Source organism: Mesorhizobium sp. P2_C4 (genome assembly GCF_056404575.1).
Window position 1 is genome coordinate 692,759 of the sequence record NZ_JBFUDT010000003.1, and the last position, 25,758, is coordinate 718,516.

Sequence of the window (25,758 nt, forward strand, 5' to 3'; positions counted from 1 at the left end):
CCGAGCGACAAGCAAGATAAGACTATCGCGCCCTTTGCGCGTCATCTCTGTGATCCCTTTCACAGACCGGAAAGCGATTTGCGCGCCCCTATGGCTCCAACGGAAACGGGAATCGCCAATGCGACCAGTCCCCGCCGCGATTTATGACGATATTTTTCAGCCGGGAGAGGACAGATGCGAATCTTGTTTGCCTTTGGCACATTTATCGCGGCAACGGCGTTCACCGCTCCGGCGATAGCGACCACCGATGCCTATGTCCTGATCGAAACGGAACCCGGCGCGGCAGGCGACGTCTTGGCCACCAATTGGGGTTTTGGCCAATGTTTGGGATTGTCCCACAGTTTTCGCCCGGACGAGATCGTCGTCCAGATCGCTTGCGACGACCTTGCCAGCCTGAACAAGGCCGTCGGTGTGGACATCCCGGCCAAGCAGGGCGTCAAACGCGTCACCCTGTGGATGCTGGGCAAAAACCAGTAAATGCAGGATTTTCGATTACCTAGTCATTTTCACAGTTGCCGTCTGCACGCCTCCAGGCGCCTCCCGGCCGGGCGTGCAGACGGCCTTCTGCCACATTTGCTTTGATCGGTCGCGCCGTTGTCGTACAACTATTACAGCCACGACAGACGGAATTTCATCATGCCGACCGCCAGCGCGAACGACAGAAGCGATCTGCCGCGCCTCGCGCGGATCGATCCGCGCCAGTTCGATCTGCTCTTCAATGGCTGCAAGGTCGAACGCTATGCCGTCGGCCAGCACCTCTTTGTCCAGGAAGATGCCGGCGACCGCATCTACGGCGTGATGAGCGGCACGGTGGAAATCTCGATCTATTCACCGGGTGGTCAGAAGCTGGTGGCCAATATCGAACTGTCGCGCAGTCTTGTCGGCGAGATCGGCGCGCTCGACGGACGTCCGCGCACCGCCACCGCCATCTGCCTCACCGGTTGTGAACTGGTTTCGCTCAGCCGAACGCAACTCTTTGATCGTATTGAGAAAAACCCACCCCTGGCGCGCGCCATGATCGAATTGTTGTGCGCAAGGCTGCGCTGGGTCAGCGGCGAGCTCGGCGACCAGGCTTTCTTCGGCATCGAGGCGAGGCTCGCCAAGCGGCTGGTTTTCCTGGCCGAAGTGATGGCGGACAACGCCGGGTGGATACCGATCTCGCAGTCCGAGCTGGGGGAATTCCTCGGCGCCACGCGCGAGTCGGTCAACAAGACGCTCAACGACTGGCGCAACCGGTCGATCATCGCCATCAAGCGTGGCGGCCTGCGCATAACCGACGCCGGCGTTCTTCGCCACATCGCCGCGTCTCAGGACGACGACTGACGATTTCAGTCGCGAATCACAGCCGCGAAATCAGATAGCGCAACGCGGACCGGCTCGGCATGAAGAAATAGCCGCCGCCCTTGGTGGTGACGAATTGCGGCATGTCACGGAGCGTCGTGACCTTTTCCCAGGACGGAATGGTGAACGTGCCATCGCCGTCGCGCGAACCGATCGTCGGGTCCTTTTCCCCGACGAGGCCCTGGAACGAGCTCGACGAAACCCAGGTCTGCTGGATGAATTCGTACTGGCGCTCGATGTCGGCGTTAAGGCACATGAAGAGCAGTCCCTTTTCGACCTTTCCATTCTTGCCGTCCTGCTTCTCATAGGTGCGGCCGACGCGCAGGATACGGTGGCGCTTGCCGATATTGATCTGCGTGTCGCGGTCTTCGCCCAGCGAATCGCGCGGGTTGGAACGGCGTATGTGGGACCCGAGCGGGCAGCGATGCCCTTGCGGATCCTCGGCGCCACTGGCGAAGTTGTTGTCGATGACGCGTCCCGGATGATCGGGGTTGCGCACCAGCGAACTGCCGTTCTGCCAACGGCCGAGCATCTTGGCGGCAACCCAATCTTGGGTGATGGCCGGGTTGCCGGTTTGGCTGGCCGCCGACGCCGCGGCCTTTTTGCAATAGTCGTTGAAGACGTCGACATGCTGCTCGAACTGGCGAATGACGAGGAACGAGCCGTTGCGGCCGAAATCGCGCGGCGGTGGCGGCAGGCCTGGAACAAGCCGGCTGCGGCGCACCTGCGAAAGGATTGCCGTGCGATCGCGTGATGCGCTTACCGAGGGCGAGGACGGATAGAACCCATGTTCGTCACGATAGCCGAACAGGAACTCGCCGGGCGCGACCAGATGCATGGGCGCGGCACCCCTGCTGGCGCGGGTGGTGCCGCGGACAATCGGTTGTGAAATCCCGTCGGCGAAGCCGAAATGCTCATAGGCTGGCCCGCGTTCCGACCTGTCGTCACCCGTTGCCGCATTCGACGATTTGGTCTTAGTGTTGGTCGGACCCCGTTTTACGGCGAGCGGCAGTTCAGCGACGACCTTCATGCCCGCAGCGGTCGTCTTTCGTTTCACGGCGGCGATCTCGGTCTGCAACTTTCCCGGCTCTTCCGCATAGCAGACGATGACCAGGTCGACAGGCTTCTTCAGCGACCCCCACTCCCATTCGTCCGCTGCGTCGCCTCGGTCGTCCAGGATGCGCTTGCGCTCGGGATTGCCCATGCCATGGCGAAAGGCAATCGGGAATGTGTCTAATGGATCGTCCTCCACCCCTTCTTCGAGCCCAAGCTGCCGCAGGCCACCGGGACCAAAGGCTACCGTCATGGCTCGCCCCGCAGGCTTGCCTTCGCCGAAACTCGTCTGGTCGACAACGAAATGGAGCCAGGCCCTGCGTTTGGCTGCCGGCAATTTGTCCGGCACCTGGATCGCAAGCATATGCGAATAGCCGAGCGGACCGAACGGGCCGAAGAAGATGGACTGGATCTCGCCGGTTTCAAGCTGCTGCTCGAGAGGTGCCGGAAAGGCCGAGCTGATGTTGGCCAGCAGCGAGGTGGTCTTTTGAACGGTGGTTGTTTCGCTCGCCGGACGCTGCAGCGAACCGAACAGGCTCAGCCAGTCGCGCGCCTCGTTGCCGACGGCGGAAGCAATGCCGCGCCTGATCCGGGAGTTGATCCGGATGCGCGTGGTGTTGAGATCGGGATAGGCGGAGTACCAGAACAGGGTCGGCACCTGCTGGCGCCGCGCCCAGCGCTTGAAGCGATCGCCGTCGCGCGCGCCGTCAAGGAAGAGCCATTGGGTGCGTGGATAGCCCACGGTGTTGCTCCACACGCCGGTCAGGCCGGCGGATGCCTTGGCAATGAAGTCCTCGAGATAGCTTTCCCAGCTGCCGCCGTAATTGGAGAAAAAGATCAGTCTGTTGGAGCCCGGCAGCAGGATCCAGCGGGCGAAATGGATGGTGTTGATGGTGTTGAGAAAGCCTGGCTTGAACACCTTCTGCGCCGCTATCGAGATCAGATAGAAGGAAAACCGGAGCGCCAGCCGCCGCAAGATGCCGACCTTCATCGTCGAAATCGCGGTCAGATGGTTTTGCGCCGCGTGGTCCTCCTTGGCGAGTATCGCGTTCAATGCGGAGATGCCGATCGACGTGCTTTCCGGCCGATCCCTGTCCTCGCGGCGCCGCAGCGCCAGCAAGCACAAAAACACCAGCAGCGCTGCCGCTACCAACACGCCAATCCCCGACAACAGAAGCGATGTGACTGCTACGGCTATGGCGGTGAAGGAGATTTCCGGGGAACTGATGTCGATGGATCTGCCGAACACCACACTGTAGGTCATGTACCAGCAAGCAGCCCAGATGATCGCCACTGTCGCCAGGACCGGCGGCACCAGCAGGGTCGCCATCAAGGCACGGCCCCAATGGCCCGCCTGCTTTTCCAGCTGGCTTTCGGCCGGCTCGAACGCCCAGGCGAACGTTCCCAATGACTGGACATGTTGGCGAGCTTCGGCAAGCACGGCGGGAGCGTTACCGGTGCCCTTGCGTGGCCGCTCCACAATGTCGCGCACGGCTTCGAAAAGCTCCTGCTCGGCCTTGATGCGCTGGACCGAGTGCCCCGGAGTCCCGGAAAACACCAGCCCGGCATTGCTGCCAAAAGAGGGCGAGATGTCGACATTGTGCTTGCGCAGGAAGTCGTTCAACGCCCCGCCTTCCGGCAAGCCGCAGGCCTTGAAGATCGGCCGCAGCCTGTGTCCGATCGCCTGCGTAACCGCATCGATCACCTGATCGGCGCTGCCGTCGCCGGAGATCTCGAGAACAAGCGAGCCTCTTTCAAGACCTGACGCATCGTCCTTCTCGCCGGTGCCGACAACAGCGAGGCTGGAGAAATGAATGGTGCCGGCACTGTTGAGTGCGTCGCGGATCTCGTCGCCGGCGGGGTTGCCGAGCTCTGCCACCTTGGTGCGGATGGTGTCCAGCGAGGTGCCACGGGTGACTGGACAGACCACCGTCACCATTGACTGGTCGACCGTCTTGCAAAGCGCGGCCGGTTCGAAATCGACCTTCAGCGTTTCGGGGTAGGCACCGATGCGCGTCATGCGCCCGGCCTTGCCAGCCATGCGGCGCAGATCCTGCTTCTGGAACAGAGCGCGCAGGCTCTCGCCGATCTGGATCCTGGCGATCTCCGCGCCGATGCATTGATGAATGCCGTGGCCGAAGACCATGTAGTCGCGGGGCGGGCGCGACGTGTCGAACTCGTTCGGGTTCTCTACGGCGTCCGCGTCGAACATCGCCGACAGCGTTGCCGGCATCACCACAGTGCCCGCCTTCACCAGGCGCTCGCGGCGGGTGCCCTTGCCGATGATTGCGTCGCGCGCGGTGTAGCGCCACGGGCCGATCCAGATCGGCTTGAAGCGCATGGCTTCGAGAACGGCCCGATCGAGCTTGCCGGTGTCGTTTTCGGCGAGCGCCGCGTCGATGGCCTGCCGTGCATCTGGCCGCGACAGGATCACGTCAAGGCAATTGCCGGCGGCCAGCACATTGGTCGGGACGAAGCCGGCGATCATGCCGAGCATAATCGAATGAAGGTCGGCCTTCGACAGACGTCCTTGATCCATCAGCGCGACCAGCCTCGGCAGCGGCTGCTCGCTGTTCGCCCCCTTGTCTCTGATCGCATCGATGGAGCGGTCGATAACCTTGATCAGCCGATCGCCGGCGACTACCGCCAGCTGGCGTACGGTGGGGTCCGCCGTCGGATCGGAAAAGAACAAAGCGCTCAAGGCGATAGCCCAGTCGGCAAATTCGGATTCGTTGTCGATCTCGAGGCCGAAATAGTCGCGGCAGATGTGCACCGGAACGAGCTTCATCAATCCGGAGATCGCGTCGAAGCCGGGCCTGGCGCGGGTCATGATCTCCTGCGAATGGCGCGCGGCGATCGGCCTGACGGCGGCTTCGACCTCGGCTGGCGGAAACGCGCTCAGCACCGACGATTTCATGCGGCGGTAGTCGGCGCCGTCCTGCATGCCGAGAATGAAATTGGATCCCCGCGCAAACTCGGTCATTTCCGGGCCGTACGGGGTCTGGAATTCGTCGCCGCGCTCCAGTATGTCGCGAACATCGGCGCTCTTGGTGACGAGCAGAACCCCAAACAGGGTGAGGGTCGGGCGGAAGCGCCGCAAGAAGGCCAACCACACGCGTGGATGATCTTCGACGATAAATTCGCCGATGCGCGCCACCAGGCCCGTTTTGCGGAGACGACCGAGATCGAATGGCGGCATCTCCGACAGCGGGCGCTGGTTTTTCTGGGCCTCGCGAATGCCGTCGAAATATTTGAGTTTGGTCATGCGCGTTCAAGCCCCCCGGCTGTCCACGTCATTGCGATGCCGGCTCTCAAAGGCCTATGGTTGCATCGGTTCTGCGTATGTGAATTTTTTCACAGTTGTCGGCGTTCGGCCAGCCAATGACAGCAGCTCATTTGGCGCCTTCGAAATTGGCGATCAGGAATTCGTTTGCAGCCTTGTCCGCGAACGGTATCCAGCGCACCCTCTGCTCGGAAAAATCGGGGTGCCTCGTAGCGAAAATGGCCATTTCGTGCCGCGCCTGTTCCGGCCGGCCGCTTCGTATCAGCGCGCCGATCTTCAGGAACCTGGCGTAGAAATAGCCGGGTGACAGATTGAGCGAACGGTCGGCGGTAGCGATTGCAGACGGCCAGTCCTCGACGAAACTGTAGGCCGCCGTCAATTCCCCGAGATTGTGGAACCGGTAGAGATCGAAGGGGCTCAGTCGCTCGGCATCAAGAAAGAACGGTATGGCGCTGGCGGCATTGCCGAGCAGCAGATGGGCACTGCCCATGCCTGAACGCGCAAAGGCAAAGCTCGGATTGATGTGGATCGCTTCCGCGAGATGGTCGACCGCGGCTGCGGGTTTTCCCCGCATGATCGCGACGGCGCCAAGATGGGCATGTGGACGCGCATCGAGACTGTCCATCAGCAGCGCCTTGCGCGCGAACTGCTCGACCTTGTTCAAATCGTCGCCATCGCCGGAACGCAGCCACCCCCGCCAGAAATACCACCATGCCAGTTCGTTCAGCACGGCGCTCGAATTGGCGTCTTCCTGATAGGCTTTCTCGAAAAATTCCAGCGCGGTTTCGGTGTCGCCGCGGGTGCGCCGGTTCATGTGCCAGCGCCCACGCCGCACCAGCTGCCAGGTTTCGAGGCTTTCCCACGGCACCTGGAATGTTCGCGCCTGCTCCGCCCGGTCGACCTCCTTGTCGAGGATCGAGACGATCTCCGCGCCGATCTGGTCGCGCAGTTCGAATATGTCGACCAGATCGCGATCGAAGCGCTGCGACCAGACCAGTCGTCCGTTTGACGCATCGGCCAGCGAGGTGTGCAGGCGTATCTGTGCGCCGTTGCGCATCAACGTGCCGCTGACGATGTAGCGCGCACCAAGCGCGTTGCCGATCACCCGCGTCCCCAGAGTATCGTCGCGGAACTGGAAGCTGGAGCCCTTGGCGATGACCGAGAGCCATCTGGTGTTGGAAAGACCGTAGATGATGTCCTCGGCGATGCCGTCCGCCATATAGCCGACATCGCGCTCGTCGCCATCACTCTGGAATGGCAGGACGGCGATCGCCGGCGGACCTTTGGGCGACTGCTTCTGCTGTGCATTAACCTGAGGAATGGCCGCAAACGATGCCGCCGGCGAGAATCCATTGTCGTTGCGACCCGCGATCAGAACGCGCACCGGCAGCGCGATGTTCTTCAGCATGAATTCGCCAAGATCGGTGAACTCGGCTGCCGTCTTGTCTTTCACATGGTGCCATGTCGTCTCTGAAACGGCGAGGCCGTCGCGCGGTGCGAATTCCTGGATTCTGGCAGCTATGTTCACATCGTCGCCGTAGAGCCGGCCTTCGCGTACGATGACGTCGCCGGTGTTGATGCCGGCACGAAAGGGCATGCGCATGTCTTCCGCAACCGATGCATTGAGCGTGACGATCCGCCCCTGGAAATCGAAGGCCGCGCGCAACGCCTCGATCGGATTGCCGAATTCGGCCATGATGCTGTCGCCGGCATCGCCGAACGTGCGGCCGCCAAATATGCCACAGCTGTCGGCGATAATGTCGCGTCGCTCCTCGAAGGCGGCGACGGCGGATTCGTCGTCGATACCCATCAACCGCGAAAATCCGACGGCATCGATAGAAATAATCGTCGCCAGCTGACGGGTATAATTCCGTTCAGCCATTTTCACGCCTCGGTCCTTCTGGCTCTGCTCCAGCACAGGCGACTACCCGCTCCTGAACATTTTCCGCCGCTTTGCTGAAAGAATACTGGCAGGTGCGGCGCGCCGATGCCGCCCTGTCCCATCAGGAAGTCTAACAGGGTCTTGGTGAAAGCTCTACCACGATCAGCTAATGGACCGCGGTTCACGCAGCGTCAATGGTTAGCTGATCGTTACCTGGCGTTCAGCGTAACATGTTCGTCCTACGCCTTGAAACCAAATGACTTTTGCTAATATTAGCTGATGCTCATGGACATGGTGGACCTACTTTTAGATGGGCCTGGATGGCCAACTCAATCAGGAGGCGAAACCGGCTCGGGGCGCGACGGAACAAACCGGCATGGAAGCGAGTTTTCCTACGCAATTCACGCCAACATGAAATGAGGGCAGTCATGCGCATTGTTGTTCTGGCGATCAGTCTGGCAGGTCTTCTCGTCAGCGGATCGACCTTCGCGGCCGACGAAAAACCGTTGCCGCCGCCGAATGCAAAAAAGCTCTCTGAAATCATCGCCAAGGTCGAGCAGCGCGACGGCTTTCGCTATGTGAAAGAGGTCGATTGGGACAGCGACGGCTACACCGTCACCTACTACACAGCCGACAAGGCAAAGGTCGAAATCACCTACGATCCGGTGACCTCGGAGCCGAAATAGCGTCCCTGCTGGACCGCTATTGCGGACATTCCGTTCGGCGCGCTTTTTCCCTAGAGCCTGTCCCATCCCGATAGAATCGGGATGGGGCTCTATCTCTTTGTTTGAGCATGATCTCTGGACAAAACGGTTCCCGTTTTTGTCCGAGAAAACCGGATTCCACTTTTCGGGATCATGCTCTAGAGTGCCCGCCATCGAACAAATGGGGGCCGGTCATGCATTTTTGCGGCCGAATTTCCAACCGGTTGTTGCCGGCCGTCATCGTGGCCGGCGGCCTTGCCGTTCTTGGTCCGGCACGCGCTGAGGAGCCGTCCTTCGATTGTGGAAGGGCGAGTTCGCCAACCGAAAAGGCGATCTGTGCAGACCCGCAACTGTCAGCAATAGACACGCTGATAGCCAAGGCCTTCAAGGATTTCGAGCCGGCCTTTGGTGGCGACAAGCGCAAGATCGCCCGTGCGTTGGTCGCCGACCGCGACGCCTGCAAGGGCGAAATTGCCTGCATCGTCAGCGCGCAGAACAATGCACTGCAGACATTCGGCTTCTCGCCGCATTGGGTAGAAGCCTACAATGAGGGACTGATCGGCAAGAAGGCACTGGACACCGGGGCACGCGAACCCAAAGGCGCCAACCAGCCCCTGCCCGCCGCGATCGGCCAATGCGCGGTGACCCATATCGCCACGCTCACGACACGGCTTGGCGACGATCCGCTGGCCACCGCCTCGGCTGAGGGCGGTGCCGCCGCGACCTTCGTCAATGGCGGTTCGGCGGTTTCCTATGAGCGCGATCCCGGGCTGGCCGCTTCCACGGTCGGTGACCCCGCCGTGCTGTGCCTGATGTCGATACCCAGGGATTGCCCCGAAGGCGATTTGCGCGGCAGGGTCTACTATGGCGTCGATCTGAATTTTGAAAGTGCCTGGTGGGTGCTGCCGGACGCGGAGCATCTGTGCGGCGGCGCCTGAGCGCCTGAGACTGACAGTATCGAAGCGATGCGGCTTCGCGGCCAGTCCGCTCTTTGCGGCTCCCTCTTGCACCCAATTGTCTTTGATGGCTGACTGCGCGCCACGATTGCATCGCACGGGGGCGCGCGTGGCGACAGTAAAGCACGTCTTGAAACGCATCCTGATGATGCTCGCCGGCTATCTGGTTGCTGTGTTGGTCGGTCTGGTAGCGGTGGTGGCGATCTACGGCGCGCTTAGTTCTCTGCCCAATGCGCCGGGCTATTTCGATGCCATGGGCCTCACGCCCATCGCGGTGCTGGTCGTGCCACCGCTCGGCATGTTCGTGTACTTTCTGACGCTAATACTGACCGGGCTGCAAACGCTGATCTTTGCGCTGATCGCCGAATTCTTTTCGCTGCGCAATTTCCTGCTGCACATGCTGTTCGGCGCCACGTCGGCGGCCGCGGGCTTCTTCCTGATCTGGCCAGGCGCGCCGGAAGATACGGAGCGCTGGGCCGATGTCGGCATCATCGCCGCAGCCGGCCTTGTCGCAGGCCTGGTCTACTGGCTGATCGCCGGGCGCGAAGCCGGTTTTCGTCGCCCGCTCTATCAGCGCTTCGATCAAACCTGAACTTGCCCATCCCGATAGAATCAGGGTGGGCTCTGTCTTCTTATCCGACCGCGATCTTCTGCGAACCGAAGGCTTAAAGCACGTCGCGTTAAAACGGATTCAGTCGACGTGCTTTAAGTCTTTGTTTTTATGCATGTCGTTGTCCCAAAACCGCTGCGCACTTTTGGGCGACATGCATTAGCTCGACGGCGAGCGCACCGCCTCGGTTGCGTCCAGCGCCTGCATCAGCCGCGTATCGCGATCGTAGACGTCGTTGAAATATTCGACATTGCCGGACAGGTTCGGCCAGGCGGTGAAGTAGGCGATGTACACGGGAATCTTGCGCGTCACGTCTTCGGTCGCGTGGCCGTGCTTCAGTTTCTCTGCAATCTCGTCGACCGAGACGCCAAGCACCGCCGCCGCCATGCCGCGCGGATCCTGCAGGCGAATACAGCCATGGCTCAGCGCCCGCATATCACGCTCGAAGAACGATTTTTGCGGCGTGTCGTGCATGTAGATGGCGTGCTTGTTGGGGAACAGGATCTTCAGTTCGCCGAGCGCATTGGCCTCGCTCGGCTGCTGGCGCACGCTATAGGGAATGTTGGCGCCGTAGGCGCCCCAATTGACCGAGGACGAGGGAACCCGCTTGCCGCGCGAATCGGTGACTTCGTAGCCGGCACGGTCGAGATAACCAGGGTCGTTGCGCAGACGCGGCAGCATCTCGTTGACGATGATCGATTGCGGCACGCCCCAATAGGGATGGAAATCGACCTGCTTGATCTCCTTGTAGAAGAAGGCGGTCTGGTTGGTGGTCCTGCCGATGACGACGCGGGTCTTCAGCTTTTCCTCGCCATTGTCGATATAGGTTGCGGTGAAGGCCGGCTGGTTGATGAAGACACGTGGGCTGCCGAGATCGGATGGCATCCAGCGCAACTCTTCCAGCGCGACCTGCACTTTCTGCAGCCTGTCGGCCTTGGATGTTCCGGCCAGCGACGCGACCGTGCGCGGGCCGATGACGCCATCGCCCTTCATGCCGGCCTTCACCTGCACGGCCTTGATGACCGGCACCAGTTCGGGAACATAGACTTCGCTGGTGCCGAGCCGGGCCAGGACCTCGCCATAGGCGCCGCCCATCTCGTCATCGAGGTTGCGCGCGATGAGCGTCAGCAGCTTCGGCAGTTCGGGACTGGTCTCGCCCGGCTTCAGCAACAGCTTGGGGTCGACGACGATTTCGTTTTCGGCGCTGGCCTGGAGCGATTCCAGTTCGACGCGCAGCGCTTGGTATTCCGGGTTCTGCGGATGCCGCGATTCGAGGTAGGTGCGCACTTCCTGGGTGTGTGCCAGCGTCTTCAGCACGGCCTCCATGTCGACCGGCTTGGGCGGAAATTCGTAGTAGCCGGTCATGCGATTTGGATCGACGCGACCGCTTTGGGCATCATGGGCATAGCGCAGGACGCGCGCCGACAGCGCCATCTCAAAGCGAACGAGTTCCTTCAGCTGGGCATTGGCATCGCCGGCCGACGCGCTGGCCGCCGGCACTTCGACTGTGTAGTCGGCAGGCGTGAGGCCGTAGCTCGCCGCCTCGCCGAGTACGCGCACGGCATCCTGGGCGCGGCTGTTAACGGTCGTTCCGGTCACCCAGATGAAATCCGGGTTGGCTGAATAATAGGCGATCAGCGCCTTGGCGATGTCGGGTTCGGCATAGAGCTCATAATCGCTCAGCCCGGCAACCGCTTCGCGGAAGGCGGTACTTGTCGCCGATGGCACAAAGGCGGCGTCCTCGGCTGTCGCCACCTGGGGCTGCGCTGCAACCAGCGAGGCGAAGTCGACGCGCACCAGCCGGTCTGCCTTGTAAGTGTAATAGGACGGGCTGCTGATCCTGGTGCCGCCGCCACCGCCAGTTGCCGGGGGTTTGCGCTTTGGCGGCGGAGGAAATTCGCCTTGCGGCTGGTGCTTGATGCCGCCGCCGAAAAGCATCTCGAACAGCCCTTGTGCGCCTGCCTGCGGCGCGCCGAAGGCCAGCGTCGCCGCAACCGTTGCTAGCGGCACCAAGGTTGCTCTTCTTCCAAGGAGTTTCATGGATCACCCGCTCCGGTCGCAACCGGCCCCCGTTCCGCGCCGCTAGATTGTCTCGCCCACCGCATGGCGGATGTAAGGCGCAACTATACCGATTCATACTGATTTCGTTAAGCTTCCATAAATTTCGGCGGGCCTGTTGCAGAACGGTTTCACAACATCGTGACGGCCGAAGCGATTTTGTTCGCGCTTCGGTCGCGGGGAATCGCAGCGCTCGGATGCAACCGTCAGGCGTTGGCGCCGCCGTCAATGGTCAGCGCCGAGCCGGTCACGAATCGCCCTTCGGGACCGGCAAGCCAGGCAACCATGCCGGCGATCTCTTCAGCCTTGCCGAAGCGAGGCGTCGCCATCTTCTGTCGCTGGTGTTCGGCATGCGATGGCGGCGTGACAAAGGCCGGCCGTTGTGCTGGAAATCCTGAAGGTTTGGAAATACGCGGTCGGGAGGATAAGCCGGTGAAAAAGGGATATCGCGAACTGCTCGACGAGGCCAATGCCGAGATCGAAGTGGTTTCGCCTGAGGAAGCTGCTGATCTGCTCGACGACGAAGAGACTATCTTCGTCGACCTGCGCGATCCGCGCGAGGTGGAACGGGACGGCAAGATCCCCGGCGCCAAACACGTCACCCGCGGCATGCTGGAATTCTGGATCGACCCGGAAAGCCCCTATCACAAGCCGTTCTTCGCCTCGGGAAAAAGCTTCGTCTTCTTCTGCGCCGGCGGCTGGCGTTCGGCGCTTGCCACCAAGACTGCGCAGGATATGGGGCTGTCACCGGTGAAGCATATTCTCGGCGGCTATACCGCCTGGAAAGCCGCCGGACTGCCGGTCGAGCCCGGCGAGAAGAAGAAACAGACCGTGTAAGTCCGGCTCAGTGCAGCCGCGCCGATTCCCTGTGATCGGTAATGAAGCCGACGGCGCGCTCGACCACGCCTTTGTCGGCGAGGATGCGGCGATGGCCGAGTCCACCGGCCCAATGAAGCCGCACATGGTCGCCGGCGCCGGCATAGCGCGTTGCGTGATCGGCGGAGACTTCGCGGTCGTCCGGCGCATGGATGACCAGCGTCGGCACCGGCCTTTGGGCAAGCTGGCGGTCGCCGGTGAATTCGTGCAGCGGTCGGCCGGCTAGTTTTTCGACCCGATCGGCCATCGCGATTTGCGAGCGCGGGCCGATATTGAGCATGCGGCTGAAGTCGGCGAAGATCGCCGGCAGGGAACTGGGTGCTGCGACCAGCACCAGCCGCTCAGCCGCCACCGGCTGGATCCCTTTGATGGAACCGGCAATGGCGTTGGCGGCGACGGCGCCGCCGAAGGAATGGCCGACGATCGCCTTGAAGGGCCCGAACCAGTCGGCCGCCACCCTGGTCGCCTCGACCGCATTGACCATGTTGAGACGACGGCCGAGCGACTGGCCGTGGCCCGGCAGGTCGAGCGAGGCGACCCTGTAGCCGTCCTTGCGAAAGCCTTCGATCAGCGCGCGCATATATTCGGTGCGCGAACGCCAGCCATGGATGACCAGCACCGTGCCGGCGGACGCCCTGCCCGGCTCCGGTCGGAATTCGTGCACCATGACGCAGCCGGCCTTGGTCTTCAGCCGGTGATGACGCGCCTCGGCCATGAAGCCGGCGGCACGGTCGACCGCGCGGCGCTCGCCGTCGCTCAGCGCCTTGACGCTCGGCGTGCGGCAGAACAGTTCGAAGGCGGCGCGGCCGCTCAGACGGGGCGCCACATGCTCTGCGGCGCCGAACACGCCCCGGATGACCTTCAGTCCAAATGATGCCATAGTGGCGATCCATCCATTCCGTTCAAGCATGAACATAATAGTTCAAACATGAACATTAAACAAGAGCTGCCCTGGGACAACCCGCGCTTTCGCAACTGGGTCGCGGTGGCGCGCGCCTGCCATGTGCTGGAGCGCGCGCTGGCGGTAAAACTGGCGCCGCTGGACCTGAAGCCGGCGCAGCTCGACGTGTTGATGAACCTCTATCGCCATCCCGGCATGTCGCAGCACGATCTCGCCCGCAAACTGCTGGTCGGCCGTTCCAACATCACCATGCTGCTGCCGCAGCTCGAGGCGCGCGGCCTGCTCGTCCGTGAAGGCGACGAGAAGGACAAGCGCGTGCTGCGGCTGACGCTGACCGAGGCAGGCACGGAGCTTTTGATGAAGGCGCTGAAGGTGCACATGGCCCTGATCGAAAAGGCGATGAGCCAGTCGACGCCGGAACAGTGCGACATGATCGGCGAACAGATGCGCAAGATCTACGATGTGCTGAAGGATACCTGAGCAGCCAGGGCATGATCCCTGGGAGATCATGCTCTTGCGTTTCGTCTGAGGGGCCGATCGATATGCGTTTCACTCTGCGCAGTTTTTCCATGCTTGCCGCTGGCATCGTTGCGGCCCTGTGCAGCCCTGCGGCCGCACAAGATTATGCTGGATATCGCGTCCTCGACACCAAGGTGATCGAGGATATGTGGACCAGTGCGGGCCAGAAGGCGGCGTTGCTGTCACCCGACGGCAGCCGGGTGCTGCATCTCAACGGCCGCGAGTATTGCCTGCTGGCTCCGGCTCAGATCGGACCCTGGGGAAAAATCGCCTGCGCGCCATCCACGTCCGACAATCGCACGGGCGAAGCCGCCGATATGTTCTGGTCGCCATCGGGCAGCCAGTTGCTGATGCCGACGTATGCCGATGCATTGCAAGCTTTCCGCGACACCGACATCCGGCTTTTCGATCCGGTCACATTTAGCGTCAGGAACCTGACTGACGACGGATTCGACGACAGCCTTAGGGACGGCAAAGGGCCTGCGAACCTGGACCTTCTTGCTCATTGGATCGACAAGGACACCATCGTCTTTATCCGCTACGCGATCCCCGACGGAGGCGTCAAGCAAGGTGCTTCGACAAGTCTGATGACGATCGAAGCCGGTGGCGGCGATCCTCACCTTGCGTTCGAAATTGCCGCCAAAGGCAATTATCAGGTTTGGGCAATGACGGTTTCTGCGGATGGCAAGCAGGTCGCCTATAGCGTGGCGGACGACAAGGACGATGCCGGTAAAGCCGGCACCTATCTCTTGACCCTCGGTGAAGCGACGCCAAAGCGCATAGCGGCGATGAGTGACGTGGGCAACCCGGCTGGCCTGGCTTTTTCAGCCGACGGGAAATTCCTGCTGCTGCTCGGGCGAACGGCCAGCGGCGTTGCCGCAAAGGTAATCGATCTTGCCAGCGGCGCGGTCTTGCCGATCGATGGTGCCCAGAATGTCGTCGGGGTGGCATGGTCGCCGAGCGGGTCGGCGCTCGCCTACATCACCTACGACAAAACCAGCACCGATATGCCCGGGGGTCTGTTTCTCGCCGATGCACCTGGCAAGCCGGCCCGGTTGCTCATCGGCGGAGAATTTTTCCCCACGGTCTGTTGCGGCCAACAGCCGTTCACCTGGGCCTCGAACGACACGATGATGATTGCGCAACTGGGCGACAAAATAGGGTCGGTGCTGTTCGTCAGGTTGGGGCAATAGCGCTGCGGCGCGGGGCTTCGCTTAGAAGTTCGCTTAGAAGAGAGACCCGCTCACCACATCGTCTTCTTTGCACGCTCCGGCCATTCCTTGTCATAGGCCTCGCCGTCGATATTCTTGCGGCTGGTGACCTCGAGGATTTTTCCGGGTGTCGGCAGCGATTTCGGATCGACGTGTTTTGCCGGGTTCCACAGTTCCGAGCGGACGATGGCGCGGGCGCACTGGAAATAGACCGAATCGACATCGACCACGGTGACCGAGCGCGCCGGCTTGCCTTCGACGGTGAAGGAGGCGCACAGCGCGGCGTCGGTGGTGATGCGGGCGCGGCCGTTGACGCGCAGCGTCGTGCCCGAGCCCGGCACCAGGAACAGCAGCCCGACGCGCGGATCCCTGATGATGTTTTTGAGCGAATCGGCGCGGTTGTTGCCGCGGCGATCCGGCATCATCAGGGTCTTCGGGTCATGGATGCGCACGAAGCCGGCGAGATCGCCACGTGGCGAGCAGTCGAGCCCTTCCGGTCCGCTGGTTGCCAAAGCGACAAAGGGCGAGGCCTCGATGAAGGCGGCATATTCGGGGATGACATGGTCGAGTTCCTTGACCGTCGACGCTTCGCCGGGCAGGCCATAGAGCGCTTCGAGCTGTTCAACCGTGGTGATGTCAGACATTTTCCCGTCTCCGAAAACTTTGCCGGCGTTACTCCCGATCAATGACGTCTTGACGACAGCAGGAGGTCAAAACTAGCGGTCGCGGCTCAGCCCCTTCTCCTGGAGTTCCGCGAGATAGGCATTCCAGCGCTCGTCCTTTTCGTGGCCGAGCGTGTGCAGGTAGTTCCAGGTGAAAATGCCGGTGTCGTGAAAATCGTCGAAGGTGATGCGCACGGCGTAATTGCCGACCGGCTCGATCTTGAGGATGGCGACGTTGCGCTTGCCGGGCACAGTCACCCGCTGGTCCGGCGAATGGCCCTGCACCTCAGCCGAGGGCGAGGCGACGCGCAGCAATTCGGCCGGCAGCTCGAACGGGCGATGATCGGGAAAGGTAACGGACAGCAGTTTTCTGTCCTTCGAGACCCTGAGTTCCTTCGGCGCCGTCATTGTCGTCGATCCTGCTTCAATCCGCCCTTCCCTACGCTGCTTCGCGCAGCCGGAAAAGGCGCTTTAGGGGCAACCGACATGCCATGTCGGCCAGGGAATGTTACCAAAGATCGAGAGCCGCTATCTTGAATGCGAAGCCGGATCGTATCACATAGCGGTATATAACGATGCCGTTCGCGGCCACGGGAAACGCATAGCATGAACATGATCGACCCATTTGGTCGCACAATCAGCTACTTGCGCGTGTCGGTCACCGACCGCTGCGATTTCCGCTGCACCTATTGCATGGCCGAGGACATGGCCTTCCTGCCCAAGAAGGACCTGCTGTCGCTGGAGGAACTCGACCGGCTCTGCACCGTCTTCATCGAAAAGGGCGTGCGCAAGCTGCGCCTCACCGGCGGTGAGCCGCTGGTGCGCAAGAATATCATGCATCTGGTGCGCCAGATTTCACGGCACTTGCAAAGTGGCGCGCTGGAAGAACTGACGCTGACCACCAACGGTTCGCAGCTGTCGCGCTTTGCCGCGGAGCTCGCCGATTGCGGGGTCAAGCGCATCAACGTCTCGCTGGATACGCTCGACGCCGACAAGTTCCACGCCATCACCCGCTGGGGCCACCTCGGCAAGGTCATGGACGGCATCGACGCAGCGCAGGCAGCTGGGTTGAAGGTCAAGCTCAACGCCGTGGCGCTGAAGGATTTCAACGACGCCGAATTGCCAGAGATGATGCGCTGGGCGCATGGCCGCGGCATGGATCTGACGGTCATCGAAACCATGCCGATGGGCGAGATCGACGCCGACCGCACCGACCAGTATTTGCCGCTGTCGCTGCTGCGCGCCTCGCTGGAGCGCCAGTTCACGCTGACCGACATTCCCTACAAGACCGGCGGCCCGGCGCGCTATGTCCAGGTCACCGAAACCGGCGGGCGCCTTGGCTTCATCACGCCGATGACGCATAATTTCTGCGAAAGCTGCAACCGCGTCCGCCTGACCTGCACCGGCACGCTCTATATGTGCCTCGGCCAGGAGGACGCCGCCGATTTGCGCGCACCGCTGCGTGCCTCCGAAGGCAACGAACTGGTCGCTGACGCCATAGACGAAGCCATCGGACGCAAGCCGAAGGGCCATGATTTCATCATCGACCGCCGCACCAGCCGCCCCTCGGTGTCCAGGCATATGAGCGTTACCGGCGGCTGATTTTCTCGCCGATCTCGTGCAAGATCGCCTCTGTCATTGGCTGGAGGCATGGCATGAAACGTCTTTTCCCGACCCTGGCGTTAGCTGCCGTGATCGCAACGACCACGGCTGTTGCCGCGCCATTCACCTATGTCAACGAGCGCTTTGGCACCGTCTGCACCTTTCCCGACGAGGTCTTCACCGATCGCCAGCCCGAACCGGAGAATGGCGACGGACAGGTATGGCTCAGCGCCGACGGCGCCAGCCTGACCTGCTCGGGCATTTACAATGTCGACGATGACACACCGAAAGGCTTTGTCGCTGAGGAGAAAGCCAGCAAGGAGCCGGGCTACACGATCACCTACAGCAAGACCGGCAAGGACTGGGCGGTGCTGTCGGGCTTCAAGGACAAAAACATCTTTTACGAGCGCCGCCTGTTCGGCAAGGATGGCATCATCCGCACTGTCTGGATCGACTACCCGCCTGCCTTGAAATCGAAATACGACCCTCTGGTCGGGCCGATCGCCGGCAGCCTCAAAGGGCCATGAGCATTTTCGGTAACACCCCAGAAAAAGTCTCGTCCGCAGGCGTTGCCTGATTTACCGCCAGCATGTTCCGGCCTAGCTTTCCGCGCGACGGAATCGTCGCTCACAGGGGGAATACCATGCGCAAACTCATTCTTTCTCTCGCATTGCTCGGTCTCGCGACTGTCCCGGCGGCAACCCAGTCGATCGGCGGCACCTACACTGTCGCCGGCACCAATTTCGATGGATCGGCCTATGGCGGCGAAGCCACGATCACGCTGACCAGCGAGACGACCTGCACGATTCATTGGGAGACGGGTGGCTCTTCTTCCGACGGCATCTGCATGCGCAACGACGATGCCTTTTCCGCCGGCTATGTGATGGGCAAGGAAATCGGCCTCGTCGTCTACAAGGTGCAGGAAGACGGCTCGCTGCACGGCCTGTGGACGATCGCCGGCAAGGACGGCAACGGCACCGAGGTGCTGACCCCGAAGAAATAGGCGCTGGGCCTCCGGCTCGTTGGCGATCTCACGGCCTATCCGGCGAATAGCGCGGGCCACAACGAAAAGCTGTGGCCCAGTCCTTTGGCGTTGCTGTTTGGAAACCGGCTGTTACAGGCTTGATCCAACCCAAAACCGGTAACGCCCTTGCCTCTTTCCCCAAACCTTCGCGGCGCGCTGTTCATGATCGTGGCGATGGTTGGCTTCACCCTCAACGACGCGATCACCAAATTCTCGTCGGAATCGATGAACATGGCGCAGGTCATGCTCATCCGCGGCGCCTTTGCATCGCTGTTCGTCGGCCTGCTCGCCTGGCAGCGCGGGGCGCTGGCCCGGCCGGGCTCGATGCTGCAGCCGCTGGTGGCAATCCGTGTGATCGGCGAAGCCGGTGCCACCGTGGCCTTCCTCGTCGCCCTTGCCCATTTGCCGATCGCCAATGTCTCGGCCGTGCTGCAGGCGCTGCCGCTGGCGGTGACCATGGGGGCGGCACTGGTGTTCAACGAAGGTGTCGGCTGGCGCCGCTGGCTGGCCATCGCCGTTGGTTTTGCCGGCGTGCTGATCATCGTGCGGCCAGGCTTTGAAGGGTTCAGCGTCTATTCGCTGCTGGCGCTGACCAGCGTCGCCTGCTGCGCGGTGCGCGACCTCGCCACCAAACGAATACCGCAAGCCATTCCGACATTGCTGGTGTCGACGGCGACTGCGCTTGCCATGACGGTGCTGGGCGCGGCATTGCTGTCGCCGATGGGCGGCTGGACACCGATGACGGCAAGAAGCACGGCGCTGCTGGCGCTGGCGGCAGTGCTGGTGCTGATCGGCTACCAGTTCATCATCATGGCGATGCGGGTGGGCGACATCTCTTTCATCGCACCGTTCCGCTACACCGCCCTGTTGTGGTCGATCCTGCTTGGGCTGTTCATCTTTGGCGACCTCCCCGACCTGCCGATGATCCTCGGCGCCACGATCATCATTGGCTCCGGCCTCTACGCACTCTACCGCGAGCGCGTCGTCGGCCGGCAAAAAACCGCCGCTGAAAGCGCTGGACCGGACATGGCGCCGGACGGCATATAGGCCCGGCCGACACACACAGGCAGTGAGCTATGAGCCGAGACGTTGCAGGGATCATTCTGGCCGGTGGCCAGTCCAGGCGCATGGGCGGCGGCGACAAGAGCCTGCTTGCCCTTGGCGGCGGCAGCGTGCTGGACCATGTCGTTGCGTGTTTTGCACCGCAGGTCGGGCCCTTGGTTCTCAGCGCCAATGGCGACCCGTCGCGGTTTGCTCAAGTCGCACTTCCGGTGCTCGCCGACACGGTGACAGGCTTCGCCGGACCGCTTGCCGGGATTTTGGCCGGGCTTGAATGGACTGCCGCCAACACAACCTGCAAGTCACTAGTGACGGCTGCCGGCGACACGCCCTTCCTGCCAAGAAATCTGGTCGAACGGCTGACCGCGGCGGTCGACAAGCGCCCCGGTTCGATTGCCGTCGCCGGTTCAGGCGGCAAGTGGCATCCGACCTTCGCGCTCTGGCCGACGGAACTGCGCGACGCCTTGCGGCGCTTCCTGGTCGACGAGAACAACCGGCGGGTTTCCGCCTTCATCGACCGGCATGATTTTGTCGAGGTGGAGTTTCCGATGCTTGCAGCCGGCGGGCACGAGATCGACCCGTTCTTCAACATCAACACGCCGGACGACCTTGCCGAAGCCGAACGGCTGCTGCAAAGCATAGCCCCATGAACAGACGCGTTTTTGGCATTACCGGCTGGAAGAATTCCGGCAAGACGACATTGACCGAAAAACTGGTCGCCGAGCTTGTGCGGCGCGGCTGGAATGTGTCGACGGTCAAGCACGCGCATCATGATTTCGACATCGACAAGCCTGGCGCCGACAGCTTTCGCCACCGGCAGGCCGGCGCCACGGAAGTCGCGATCGTCTCCGGCAAGCGCTGGGCGCTGATGCACGAATTGCGCGGCGAGGACGAACCGACGCTGGAGGCGATCCTGTCGCGGCTGGCGCCATGCGACATCGTGCTGGTCGAAGGCTACAAGCGCGAAGCGCACAGCAAGATCGAAACGCGGCGGCTGGAGGCCAGCGACCGGGCGCCGCTGTCGGCAAACGACCCGCATATCGTCGCCATCGCCGCCGACTTTGCGGTTCCCGGCGAAAGCCTGCCGGTGTTCGATCTCGACGATACGAAATCGATAGCCGACTTCATCGAGCGCACGACTGGTCTCGTTACTTGAGCCGTGACGCAGCGGCAGAATAGCTTTGCCGATCGCGGTGGTTTTACAGTTGCTTTTTTCCCGGAAAGAGTGGGAGTATCCCGATCAGCGGGCGGTCAAAAGCACCGCCCCACAGAGCCGTACGGAACCACGGCCGGGACCATAAAGAGAGGACTATCATGCGTATTGCACTGCGTATCGCGCTCGCCGCATCGGCTGCGCTGCTGACGCTCGGCGTAGCCCAGGCCCAGGAAAAGACCCTGAGGATCGGCACCGAAGGCGCCTACCCCCCATTCAACAACCTGACCGCCGACGGCCAGCTCGTTGGCTTCGACATCGACATCGCCAAGGCACTTTGCGACGAGATGAAGGTGAAGTGCACCTTCGTCGCGCAGGATTGGGACGGCATCATTCCGGCGCTGCAGGCCGGCAAGTTCGACGCCATCATTGCCTCGATGTCGATCACCGCGGAACGTGCCGAGAAGGTCGACTTCACCCACAAATACTACAACACCCCGCCAGCGATCGTCGCGCCCAAGGACAGCGACATCAAGGGCGTGACCAAGGAAGATCTGGCTGGCAAGACTGTCGGCGTGCAGGCTTCGACCACACACTTCAACTATGCGACCGCGACCTACACCGACAGCACGATCAAGCCCTATCCAACGGCGCAGGAATACCAGCTCGATCTGGCAAATGGCCGCCTCGACGCCGCCAATGACGACATCGTCGTGCTGCAGCAATGGCTGGACTCGCCGGACGGCGCCTGCTGCAAGCTAGTCGGTGCGATCAAACCTGACGTCAAGATCCACGGTCCGGGTGCCGGCATCGCAGTGCGCAAGGGCGAGACCGATCTGGTCAACCAGTTCAACGCCGCGATCGACGCCATCCGAGCCAACGGAAAGTACAAGGAAATCAACGACAAGTACTTCAAGTTCGACGTCTATGGCGGCGATTCCTGATCGCGGCTTTCTGATCACGGGAACGGCGGGATAACCCCGCCGTTCTCTCAAGAAACACGCCGGGCCCGAGGGGTGACGCGGCGTGGCTCTCAAAAGCGCTGATGCGGGAGAACAGGCGAGCGGATGCAGAGCGTATGGACGCTTCTCAGTTGGGGACCCGATGGCTGGCTTGACGACATCGCCTATGGTGCCATTGTCACCGTTCTTCTGGCGCTGGCCACGCTTCCCATCGGTCTGACGATCGGCTTCTTCGTGGCGTTTGCCAAACAGTCCGAAGAACCGTCGCTGCGCCTGGCCGCCAACATCTACACCACGATCTTCCGCGGCTTGCCGGAGCTGGTGACGCTGTTCCTGTTCTTCTTCGGCGCACCGCTAATCCTGCAATATCTGATCAGGTTGATTTACCCCGGCTCCACGGTCGACGTTAACGGCTTCGTTGCCGGCATGATCGTGCTTGCACTCATCTTCTCGTCCTATGCCAGCGAGGTTTTCCTCTCCGCGTTCCGCGCCATCCCGAAGGGCCAATATGAAGGCGGATACGCCATCGGTCTGTCGAACTGGCAAACAATGCGCAAAGTGATCTTGCCGCAATTGCTCCGCATCGCGTTTCCGGGTCTCGAAAATTGCTGGCTCAGCCTGCTCAAGGACACGTCTCTGGTGTCGGTGGTCGGCCTGGCCGAGACGCTTCGTGCCGCCAATGTGGCGGCAAAGGTCACCAAGCACACATTCCTGTTTTACGGCGTGGCCTCGCTGGTGTTCCTTGGATTGGCCATCGTGTCGTCGTTCGGCACCAATGCCATATTGCGGTCTTTGGGCAAGCGGGAGGCGCAACGATGAGCTCCGTGGCCATCATCGAACGGCCCCCTCCGCGTACACGCGGCTGGCCGCGTACGCGAATTGCCGGTTATGCGCTGGTTTGCATGTGGATCGCTTTCGGCATCGGCATCGTCGCCTACCTGGTCCTGGCCTGGAATGGCGAGCTGTTCGCGAAATATGCGCCGAGCTACGTGCAAGGCCTCGGTGTCACGCTGGCCCTGGTAGCCATATCGATGGTGTCGGGTGCCATCCTGTCCCTGCCGGTCGCCTATGCGCGCATGTCGAGTAACCGAATTCTCTCCAGTCTGGCCTACGGTTATGTCTATTTCTTCCGCGGCACGCCGCTGCTGGTCCAGACCTTTCTGGTCTATTATGGCGTCGGTTCGTTCAAGCCACAGCTCGAAATGGTCGGCCTCTGGGGCTTCTTCCGCGAAGCGTTCAACTGCGGCGTCTTTGCCTTCGCCCTCAACACCGCCGCCTATCAGGCCGAGATCCTGCGCGGCGCGATTGAAAGCGTGCCGAAAGGCCAATGGGAGGGTGCCGCTTCGCTTGGCCTGCACAAGTTGCAAACGCTGCGCAAGGTCATCCTGCCCCAGGCGCTGATCGTCGCGCTCAGGCCGTACGGCAACGAGCTCATCCTGATGGTCAAGGCCTCGGCCATCGTCGCCATCATCACCGTCTATGATCTGATGGGCATGGCCAAGCTGACTTATGCGCGCACCTTCGACATCCAAGCCTATATCTGGGTCGCCCTCGTCTATCTCGTGATGGTCGAGATCTTGCGGCATGCGATCGAATGGATCGAGCGGCGGATCACCATACATCTGAAGCGCTGAGCGGTTTGCCCTGCGGCTGCACCACGCAATCCTGACGCCGCGGCGGCTTGACGAATTCGCGCAAGGCCTAGACGTTCGGGCGAACAAATTCCCGTCGGAAGGTAGAACTATGGCATCGGTGGCATTTCTCGGTCTTGGCGTCATGGGCTATCCAATGGCCGGGCATCTCAGGAACAAGGGCGGCCATGACGTCACCGTCTACAACCGCACGACGGCCAAGGCCGAGCAATGGGTTGGCCAGCATGGCGGCAGCCTTGCCACGACGCCGGCCGAAGCCGCCGACGGCAAGGATTTCGTCTTCTCCTGCGTCGGCAATGACGACGATCTGCGCTCGGTGACGACAGGCCCGCAAGGCGCCTTCAGCTCGATGAAGAAGGGCGCGATCTACATCGACAACACCACGGCGTCGGCCGAAGTCGCGCGCGAACTGGCGGAGAAGGCTGACGTGCGCGACTTTTCGTTCCTCGACGCGCCGGTTTCCGGTGGCCAGGCCGGCGCCGAAAACGGCGTGCTGACGGTGATGGTCGGCGGCGAACAAGAGGCCTTCGACAAGGCCAAGCCGGTCATCGACGCCTTCGCGCGCATGGTCGGGCTCATGGGGCCGGCCGGTTCGGGCCAGCTTACCAAGATGATCAACCAGATCACCATCGCCGGCCTCGTGCAGGGGCTGGCCGAGGGCATCCATTTCGGCAAGAAGGCCGGGCTCGACATCGAAAAGGTCATCGAGGTGATTTCCAAGGGTGCCGCCGGCTCATGGCAGATGGAGAACCGCCACAAGACGATGAATGCCGGAAAATATGATTTCGGCTTTGCCGTCGACTGGATGCGCAAGGACCTCGGCATCTGCCTCACCGAGGCCGACCGCAATGGCGCCAAGCTGCCGGTGACCGCACTTGTCGACCAGTTCTACAAGGATGTGCAGGCGATGGGCGGCAAGCGCTGGGATACTTCTTCGCTGCTGGCCCGCCTAGAAAAGTAGGGTTCGCTGTGGCCGAGCTTTCGCCCCAATCCAGTGCCGATGAGATCGTCACGCATCTGCGCTCGATTGGTTCGGAGGAAAATCGCCAGGGGATGCTGCGCTACGGCATCAAGATCGAACGTGCGCTCGGCATTTCGCATGGTATGCAGCGGGAGATCGCCAAGAAGATCAAGCGCAACCACGAACGTGCCTTCGCGCTTTGGCAGACCGGGATCATGGAGGCGCAGTTCATCGCTTCGGTCACCGCCGACCCGAAGCTGTTCACTGCCGCCGACGCGCGGCAATGGGCGGCGTCGTTCGATTCCTGGGATATCGTCGATGGCGTCTCCGATCTCTTCGTCGACACGGAGTGTTGGAAGGAACTGATCGACGAGTTCGCGGCCGACGAGCGGGAGTTCGTTCGGCGCACGGCCTTTGCCATGATCGCCTGGTCGGTCGTTCACCGGAAGAAAGAGCCAATAGCGACCTTTCTCGGCTTCCTTCCGGTCATTGAAGCGCATGCCACCGACGGCCGCAATTTCGTGAAGAAGGCCGTGAACTGGGCGCTTCGTTCGCTGGGCAAGCGATCTATGGAAATGCACGGCGCTGCCCTTGCCGTCGCCGAACGGCTGGCGCAGTCGAGCGACAAGACGGCGCGCTGGATCGGCAAGGACGCCGTGAGGGAGCTAACCAATGCCAAGACGCTTGAGCGGATCGCCAAAAAAGGCTGATCTCGCAAAGATCCGTTTTGCCGAGGTGAAGCGGGAAACGCGCGCCGATTTCGAAAGCCTGTTCGAAGCGCCGGGTGGGCCGAAATATTGCTGGTGCATGGCCTGGCGCCACTCCAGCCGCGAGCACATCCAGAACGATGAAAAGAAACGCATGATGATGGCGCTTGTCGAGGCCGGCACACCGGTCGGCATTGTCGCCGAGTTGGAAGGCCAGACCGTCGGCTGGTGCTCGGTCGCGCCGCGCGAGACCTATCGCAAGCTGTCGCCGCAACAGGACGATGCCGAGACTGGCGTCTGGTCGATCGTCTGCTTCTATGTGCCCAGAGCCTTGCGCGGCGGCGGGCTGGCGGCAGGACTGCTCGATGCGGCCATCGATCACGCTTTCGCCAAGGGCGCCAGGACGATCGAGGCCTACCCGGTCGAGCAAGCGTCGCCGAGCTACCGTTTCATGGGCTTTCGCGACATGTTCCTGGCGCGTGGCTTTCACAAGACCGGCATGGCCGGTGCTCGCCGACATGTGATGCGGCTCGAGCGTTGACGCCCTTGGCGGCGACGGCTTTACTCCACGGCAAAGGGAGC

Annotated in this window: 26 protein-coding genes and 1 pseudogene; 20 read left to right on the forward strand and 7 right to left on the reverse strand. The window is 61.8% G+C overall.

Annotation, left to right across the window (positions count from 1 at the left end; all coding sequences use genetic code 11):
- Positions 1 to 174 precede the first annotated feature (174 nt).
- Positions 175 to 477 carry a hypothetical protein gene (locus AC1DX6_RS15985; protein ID WP_477314882.1) on the forward strand — a complete coding sequence of 101 codons (303 nt, stop codon included), beginning with the start codon at positions 175 to 177 and terminating at the stop codon, positions 475 to 477.
- A 159-nt stretch (positions 478 to 636) separates the two neighbouring features.
- Positions 637 to 1,323, forward strand: coding sequence for a Crp/Fnr family transcriptional regulator (locus AC1DX6_RS15990; protein WP_477314884.1), 687 nt, complete (start codon positions 637 to 639; stop codon positions 1,321 to 1,323).
- Between the two features lie 16 nt (positions 1,324 to 1,339).
- Here the strand turns inward: AC1DX6_RS15990 and AC1DX6_RS15995 are convergent, their stop codons facing one another.
- Positions 1,340 to 5,659 carry a cytochrome P450 gene (locus AC1DX6_RS15995; protein WP_477314886.1) on the reverse strand — a complete coding sequence of 1,440 codons (4,320 nt, stop codon included), beginning with the start codon at positions 5,657 to 5,659 and terminating at the stop codon, positions 1,340 to 1,342.
- A gap of 127 nt (positions 5,660 to 5,786) precedes the next feature.
- Positions 5,787 to 7,559 carry an adenylate/guanylate cyclase domain-containing protein gene (locus tag AC1DX6_RS16000; RefSeq protein ID WP_477314888.1) on the reverse strand — a complete coding sequence of 591 codons (1,773 nt, stop codon included), beginning with the start codon at positions 7,557 to 7,559 and terminating at the stop codon, positions 5,787 to 5,789.
- 428 nt (positions 7,560 to 7,987) lie between these two features.
- Between AC1DX6_RS16000 and AC1DX6_RS16005 the strand changes: the two genes are divergently transcribed.
- The 3 genes from AC1DX6_RS16005 (at position 7,988) to AC1DX6_RS16015 (ending at position 9,811) form a co-directional block, all read left to right on the forward strand.
- Positions 7,988 to 8,245, forward strand: a complete 258-nt coding sequence (locus tag AC1DX6_RS16005) for a PepSY domain-containing protein (protein WP_477314890.1) — start codon at positions 7,988 to 7,990, stop codon at positions 8,243 to 8,245.
- A 212-nt stretch (positions 8,246 to 8,457) separates the two neighbouring features.
- Entirely contained in the window at positions 8,458 to 9,201 is a 744-nt protein-coding gene (locus tag AC1DX6_RS16010) for a lysozyme inhibitor LprI family protein (protein WP_477314892.1), read from the forward strand.
- A gap of 163 nt (positions 9,202 to 9,364) precedes the next feature.
- Positions 9,365 to 9,811, forward strand: coding sequence for a hypothetical protein (locus AC1DX6_RS16015; RefSeq protein ID WP_477315133.1), 447 nt, complete (start codon positions 9,365 to 9,367; stop codon positions 9,809 to 9,811).
- A 177-nt stretch (positions 9,812 to 9,988) separates the two neighbouring features.
- Here AC1DX6_RS16015 and AC1DX6_RS16020 read toward each other — a convergent pair whose 3' ends face one another.
- Together AC1DX6_RS16020 and AC1DX6_RS16025 are read right to left on the reverse strand one after the other, a co-directional pair.
- On the reverse strand, positions 9,989 to 11,869 hold the full coding sequence (locus tag AC1DX6_RS16020; protein ID WP_477314894.1) for a L,D-transpeptidase family protein: 1,881 nt from the start codon (positions 11,867 to 11,869) through the stop codon (positions 9,989 to 9,991).
- A 224-nt stretch (positions 11,870 to 12,093) separates the two neighbouring features.
- Positions 12,094 to 12,240, reverse strand: a pseudogene (locus tag AC1DX6_RS16025) (SDR family oxidoreductase); the annotation flags it as partial.
- Positions 12,241 to 12,319: 79 nt separating this feature from the next.
- Here AC1DX6_RS16025 and AC1DX6_RS16030 point away from each other — a divergent pair.
- Entirely contained in the window at positions 12,320 to 12,724 is a 405-nt protein-coding gene (locus AC1DX6_RS16030) for a rhodanese-like domain-containing protein (protein ID WP_477314896.1), read from the forward strand.
- Positions 12,725 to 12,731: 7 nt separating this feature from the next.
- Here AC1DX6_RS16030 and AC1DX6_RS16035 read toward each other — a convergent pair whose 3' ends face one another.
- A complete protein-coding gene (locus AC1DX6_RS16035; protein WP_477314898.1) occupies positions 12,732 to 13,643 on the reverse strand; it encodes an alpha/beta hydrolase in 912 nt (303 codons plus the stop codon).
- 48 nt (positions 13,644 to 13,691) lie between these two features.
- On the opposite strand from AC1DX6_RS16035, the gene AC1DX6_RS16040 reads away from it, so the two are divergent.
- Complete coding sequence (locus tag AC1DX6_RS16040; RefSeq protein WP_112561703.1) at positions 13,692 to 14,144, forward strand: MarR family winged helix-turn-helix transcriptional regulator; 453 nt, start codon at positions 13,692 to 13,694, stop codon at positions 14,142 to 14,144.
- Positions 14,145 to 14,206: 62 nt separating this feature from the next.
- The gene (locus AC1DX6_RS16045; RefSeq protein WP_477314900.1) at positions 14,207 to 15,376 is read left to right on the forward strand and encodes a TolB family protein; all 1,170 of its coding nucleotides are present in this window, start codon (positions 14,207 to 14,209) and stop codon (positions 15,374 to 15,376) included.
- Between the two features lie 50 nt (positions 15,377 to 15,426).
- Here the strand turns inward: AC1DX6_RS16045 and AC1DX6_RS16050 are convergent, their stop codons facing one another.
- Both AC1DX6_RS16050 and AC1DX6_RS16055 read right to left on the reverse strand, forming a co-directional pair.
- Positions 15,427 to 16,038, reverse strand: a complete 612-nt coding sequence (locus AC1DX6_RS16050) for a pyridoxamine 5'-phosphate oxidase family protein (protein ID WP_477314902.1) — start codon at positions 16,036 to 16,038, stop codon at positions 15,427 to 15,429.
- 72 nt (positions 16,039 to 16,110) lie between these two features.
- Positions 16,111 to 16,464, reverse strand: coding sequence for a gamma-butyrobetaine hydroxylase family protein (locus tag AC1DX6_RS16055; RefSeq protein ID WP_477309751.1), 354 nt, complete (start codon positions 16,462 to 16,464; stop codon positions 16,111 to 16,113).
- A gap of 198 nt (positions 16,465 to 16,662) precedes the next feature.
- On the opposite strand from AC1DX6_RS16055, the gene moaA reads away from it, so the two are divergent.
- The 12 genes from moaA to AC1DX6_RS16115 all read left to right on the forward strand — a co-directional run bounded on the left by moaA (position 16,663) and on the right by AC1DX6_RS16115 (position 25,717).
- Complete coding sequence (gene moaA / locus AC1DX6_RS16060; protein ID WP_477314904.1) at positions 16,663 to 17,658, forward strand: GTP 3',8-cyclase MoaA; 996 nt, start codon at positions 16,663 to 16,665, stop codon at positions 17,656 to 17,658.
- Positions 17,659 to 17,711: 53 nt separating this feature from the next.
- Positions 17,712 to 18,185 (forward strand): hypothetical protein, encoded by a 474-nt coding sequence (locus AC1DX6_RS16065; RefSeq protein ID WP_477314906.1) that lies wholly within the window; start codon positions 17,712 to 17,714, stop codon positions 18,183 to 18,185.
- Positions 18,186 to 18,301: 116 nt separating this feature from the next.
- Positions 18,302 to 18,661 carry a hypothetical protein gene (locus AC1DX6_RS16070; RefSeq protein WP_477314908.1) on the forward strand — a complete coding sequence of 120 codons (360 nt, stop codon included), beginning with the start codon at positions 18,302 to 18,304 and terminating at the stop codon, positions 18,659 to 18,661.
- 147 nt (positions 18,662 to 18,808) lie between these two features.
- Entirely contained in the window at positions 18,809 to 19,729 is a 921-nt protein-coding gene (locus AC1DX6_RS16075) for a DMT family transporter (RefSeq protein ID WP_477314910.1), read from the forward strand.
- Positions 19,730 to 19,758: 29 nt separating this feature from the next.
- On the forward strand, positions 19,759 to 20,391 hold the full coding sequence (gene mobA, locus AC1DX6_RS16080) for a molybdenum cofactor guanylyltransferase MobA (RefSeq protein WP_477314912.1): 633 nt from the start codon (positions 19,759 to 19,761) through the stop codon (positions 20,389 to 20,391).
- Positions 20,388 to 20,897, forward strand: coding sequence for a molybdopterin-guanine dinucleotide biosynthesis protein B (mobB, locus tag AC1DX6_RS16085; protein ID WP_477314914.1), 510 nt, complete (start codon positions 20,388 to 20,390; stop codon positions 20,895 to 20,897). The genes mobA and mobB overlap by 4 nt, the downstream gene beginning before the upstream one ends.
- Positions 20,898 to 21,055: 158 nt before the next feature.
- Positions 21,056 to 21,838 (forward strand): ABC transporter substrate-binding protein, encoded by a 783-nt coding sequence (locus tag AC1DX6_RS16090; RefSeq protein WP_477314916.1) that lies wholly within the window; start codon positions 21,056 to 21,058, stop codon positions 21,836 to 21,838.
- A gap of 123 nt (positions 21,839 to 21,961) precedes the next feature.
- Complete coding sequence (locus AC1DX6_RS16095) at positions 21,962 to 22,675, forward strand: ABC transporter permease (protein WP_477314918.1); 714 nt, start codon at positions 21,962 to 21,964, stop codon at positions 22,673 to 22,675.
- Entirely contained in the window at positions 22,672 to 23,490 is an 819-nt protein-coding gene (locus AC1DX6_RS16100; protein WP_477314920.1) for an ABC transporter permease, read from the forward strand. Before AC1DX6_RS16095 ends, AC1DX6_RS16100 begins: the two co-directional genes overlap by 4 nt.
- Positions 23,491 to 23,599: 109 nt before the next feature.
- Entirely contained in the window at positions 23,600 to 24,469 is an 870-nt protein-coding gene (locus tag AC1DX6_RS16105; protein WP_477314922.1) for an NAD(P)-dependent oxidoreductase, read from the forward strand.
- Between the two features lie 8 nt (positions 24,470 to 24,477).
- Positions 24,478 to 25,179, forward strand: coding sequence for a DNA alkylation repair protein (locus AC1DX6_RS16110; protein WP_477314924.1), 702 nt, complete (start codon positions 24,478 to 24,480; stop codon positions 25,177 to 25,179).
- Positions 25,142 to 25,717 carry an N-acetyltransferase family protein gene (locus AC1DX6_RS16115; protein WP_477314926.1) on the forward strand — a complete coding sequence of 192 codons (576 nt, stop codon included), beginning with the start codon at positions 25,142 to 25,144 and terminating at the stop codon, positions 25,715 to 25,717. The genes AC1DX6_RS16110 and AC1DX6_RS16115 overlap by 38 nt, the downstream gene beginning before the upstream one ends.
- The last annotated feature ends 41 nt before the right edge of the window (positions 25,718 to 25,758 follow it).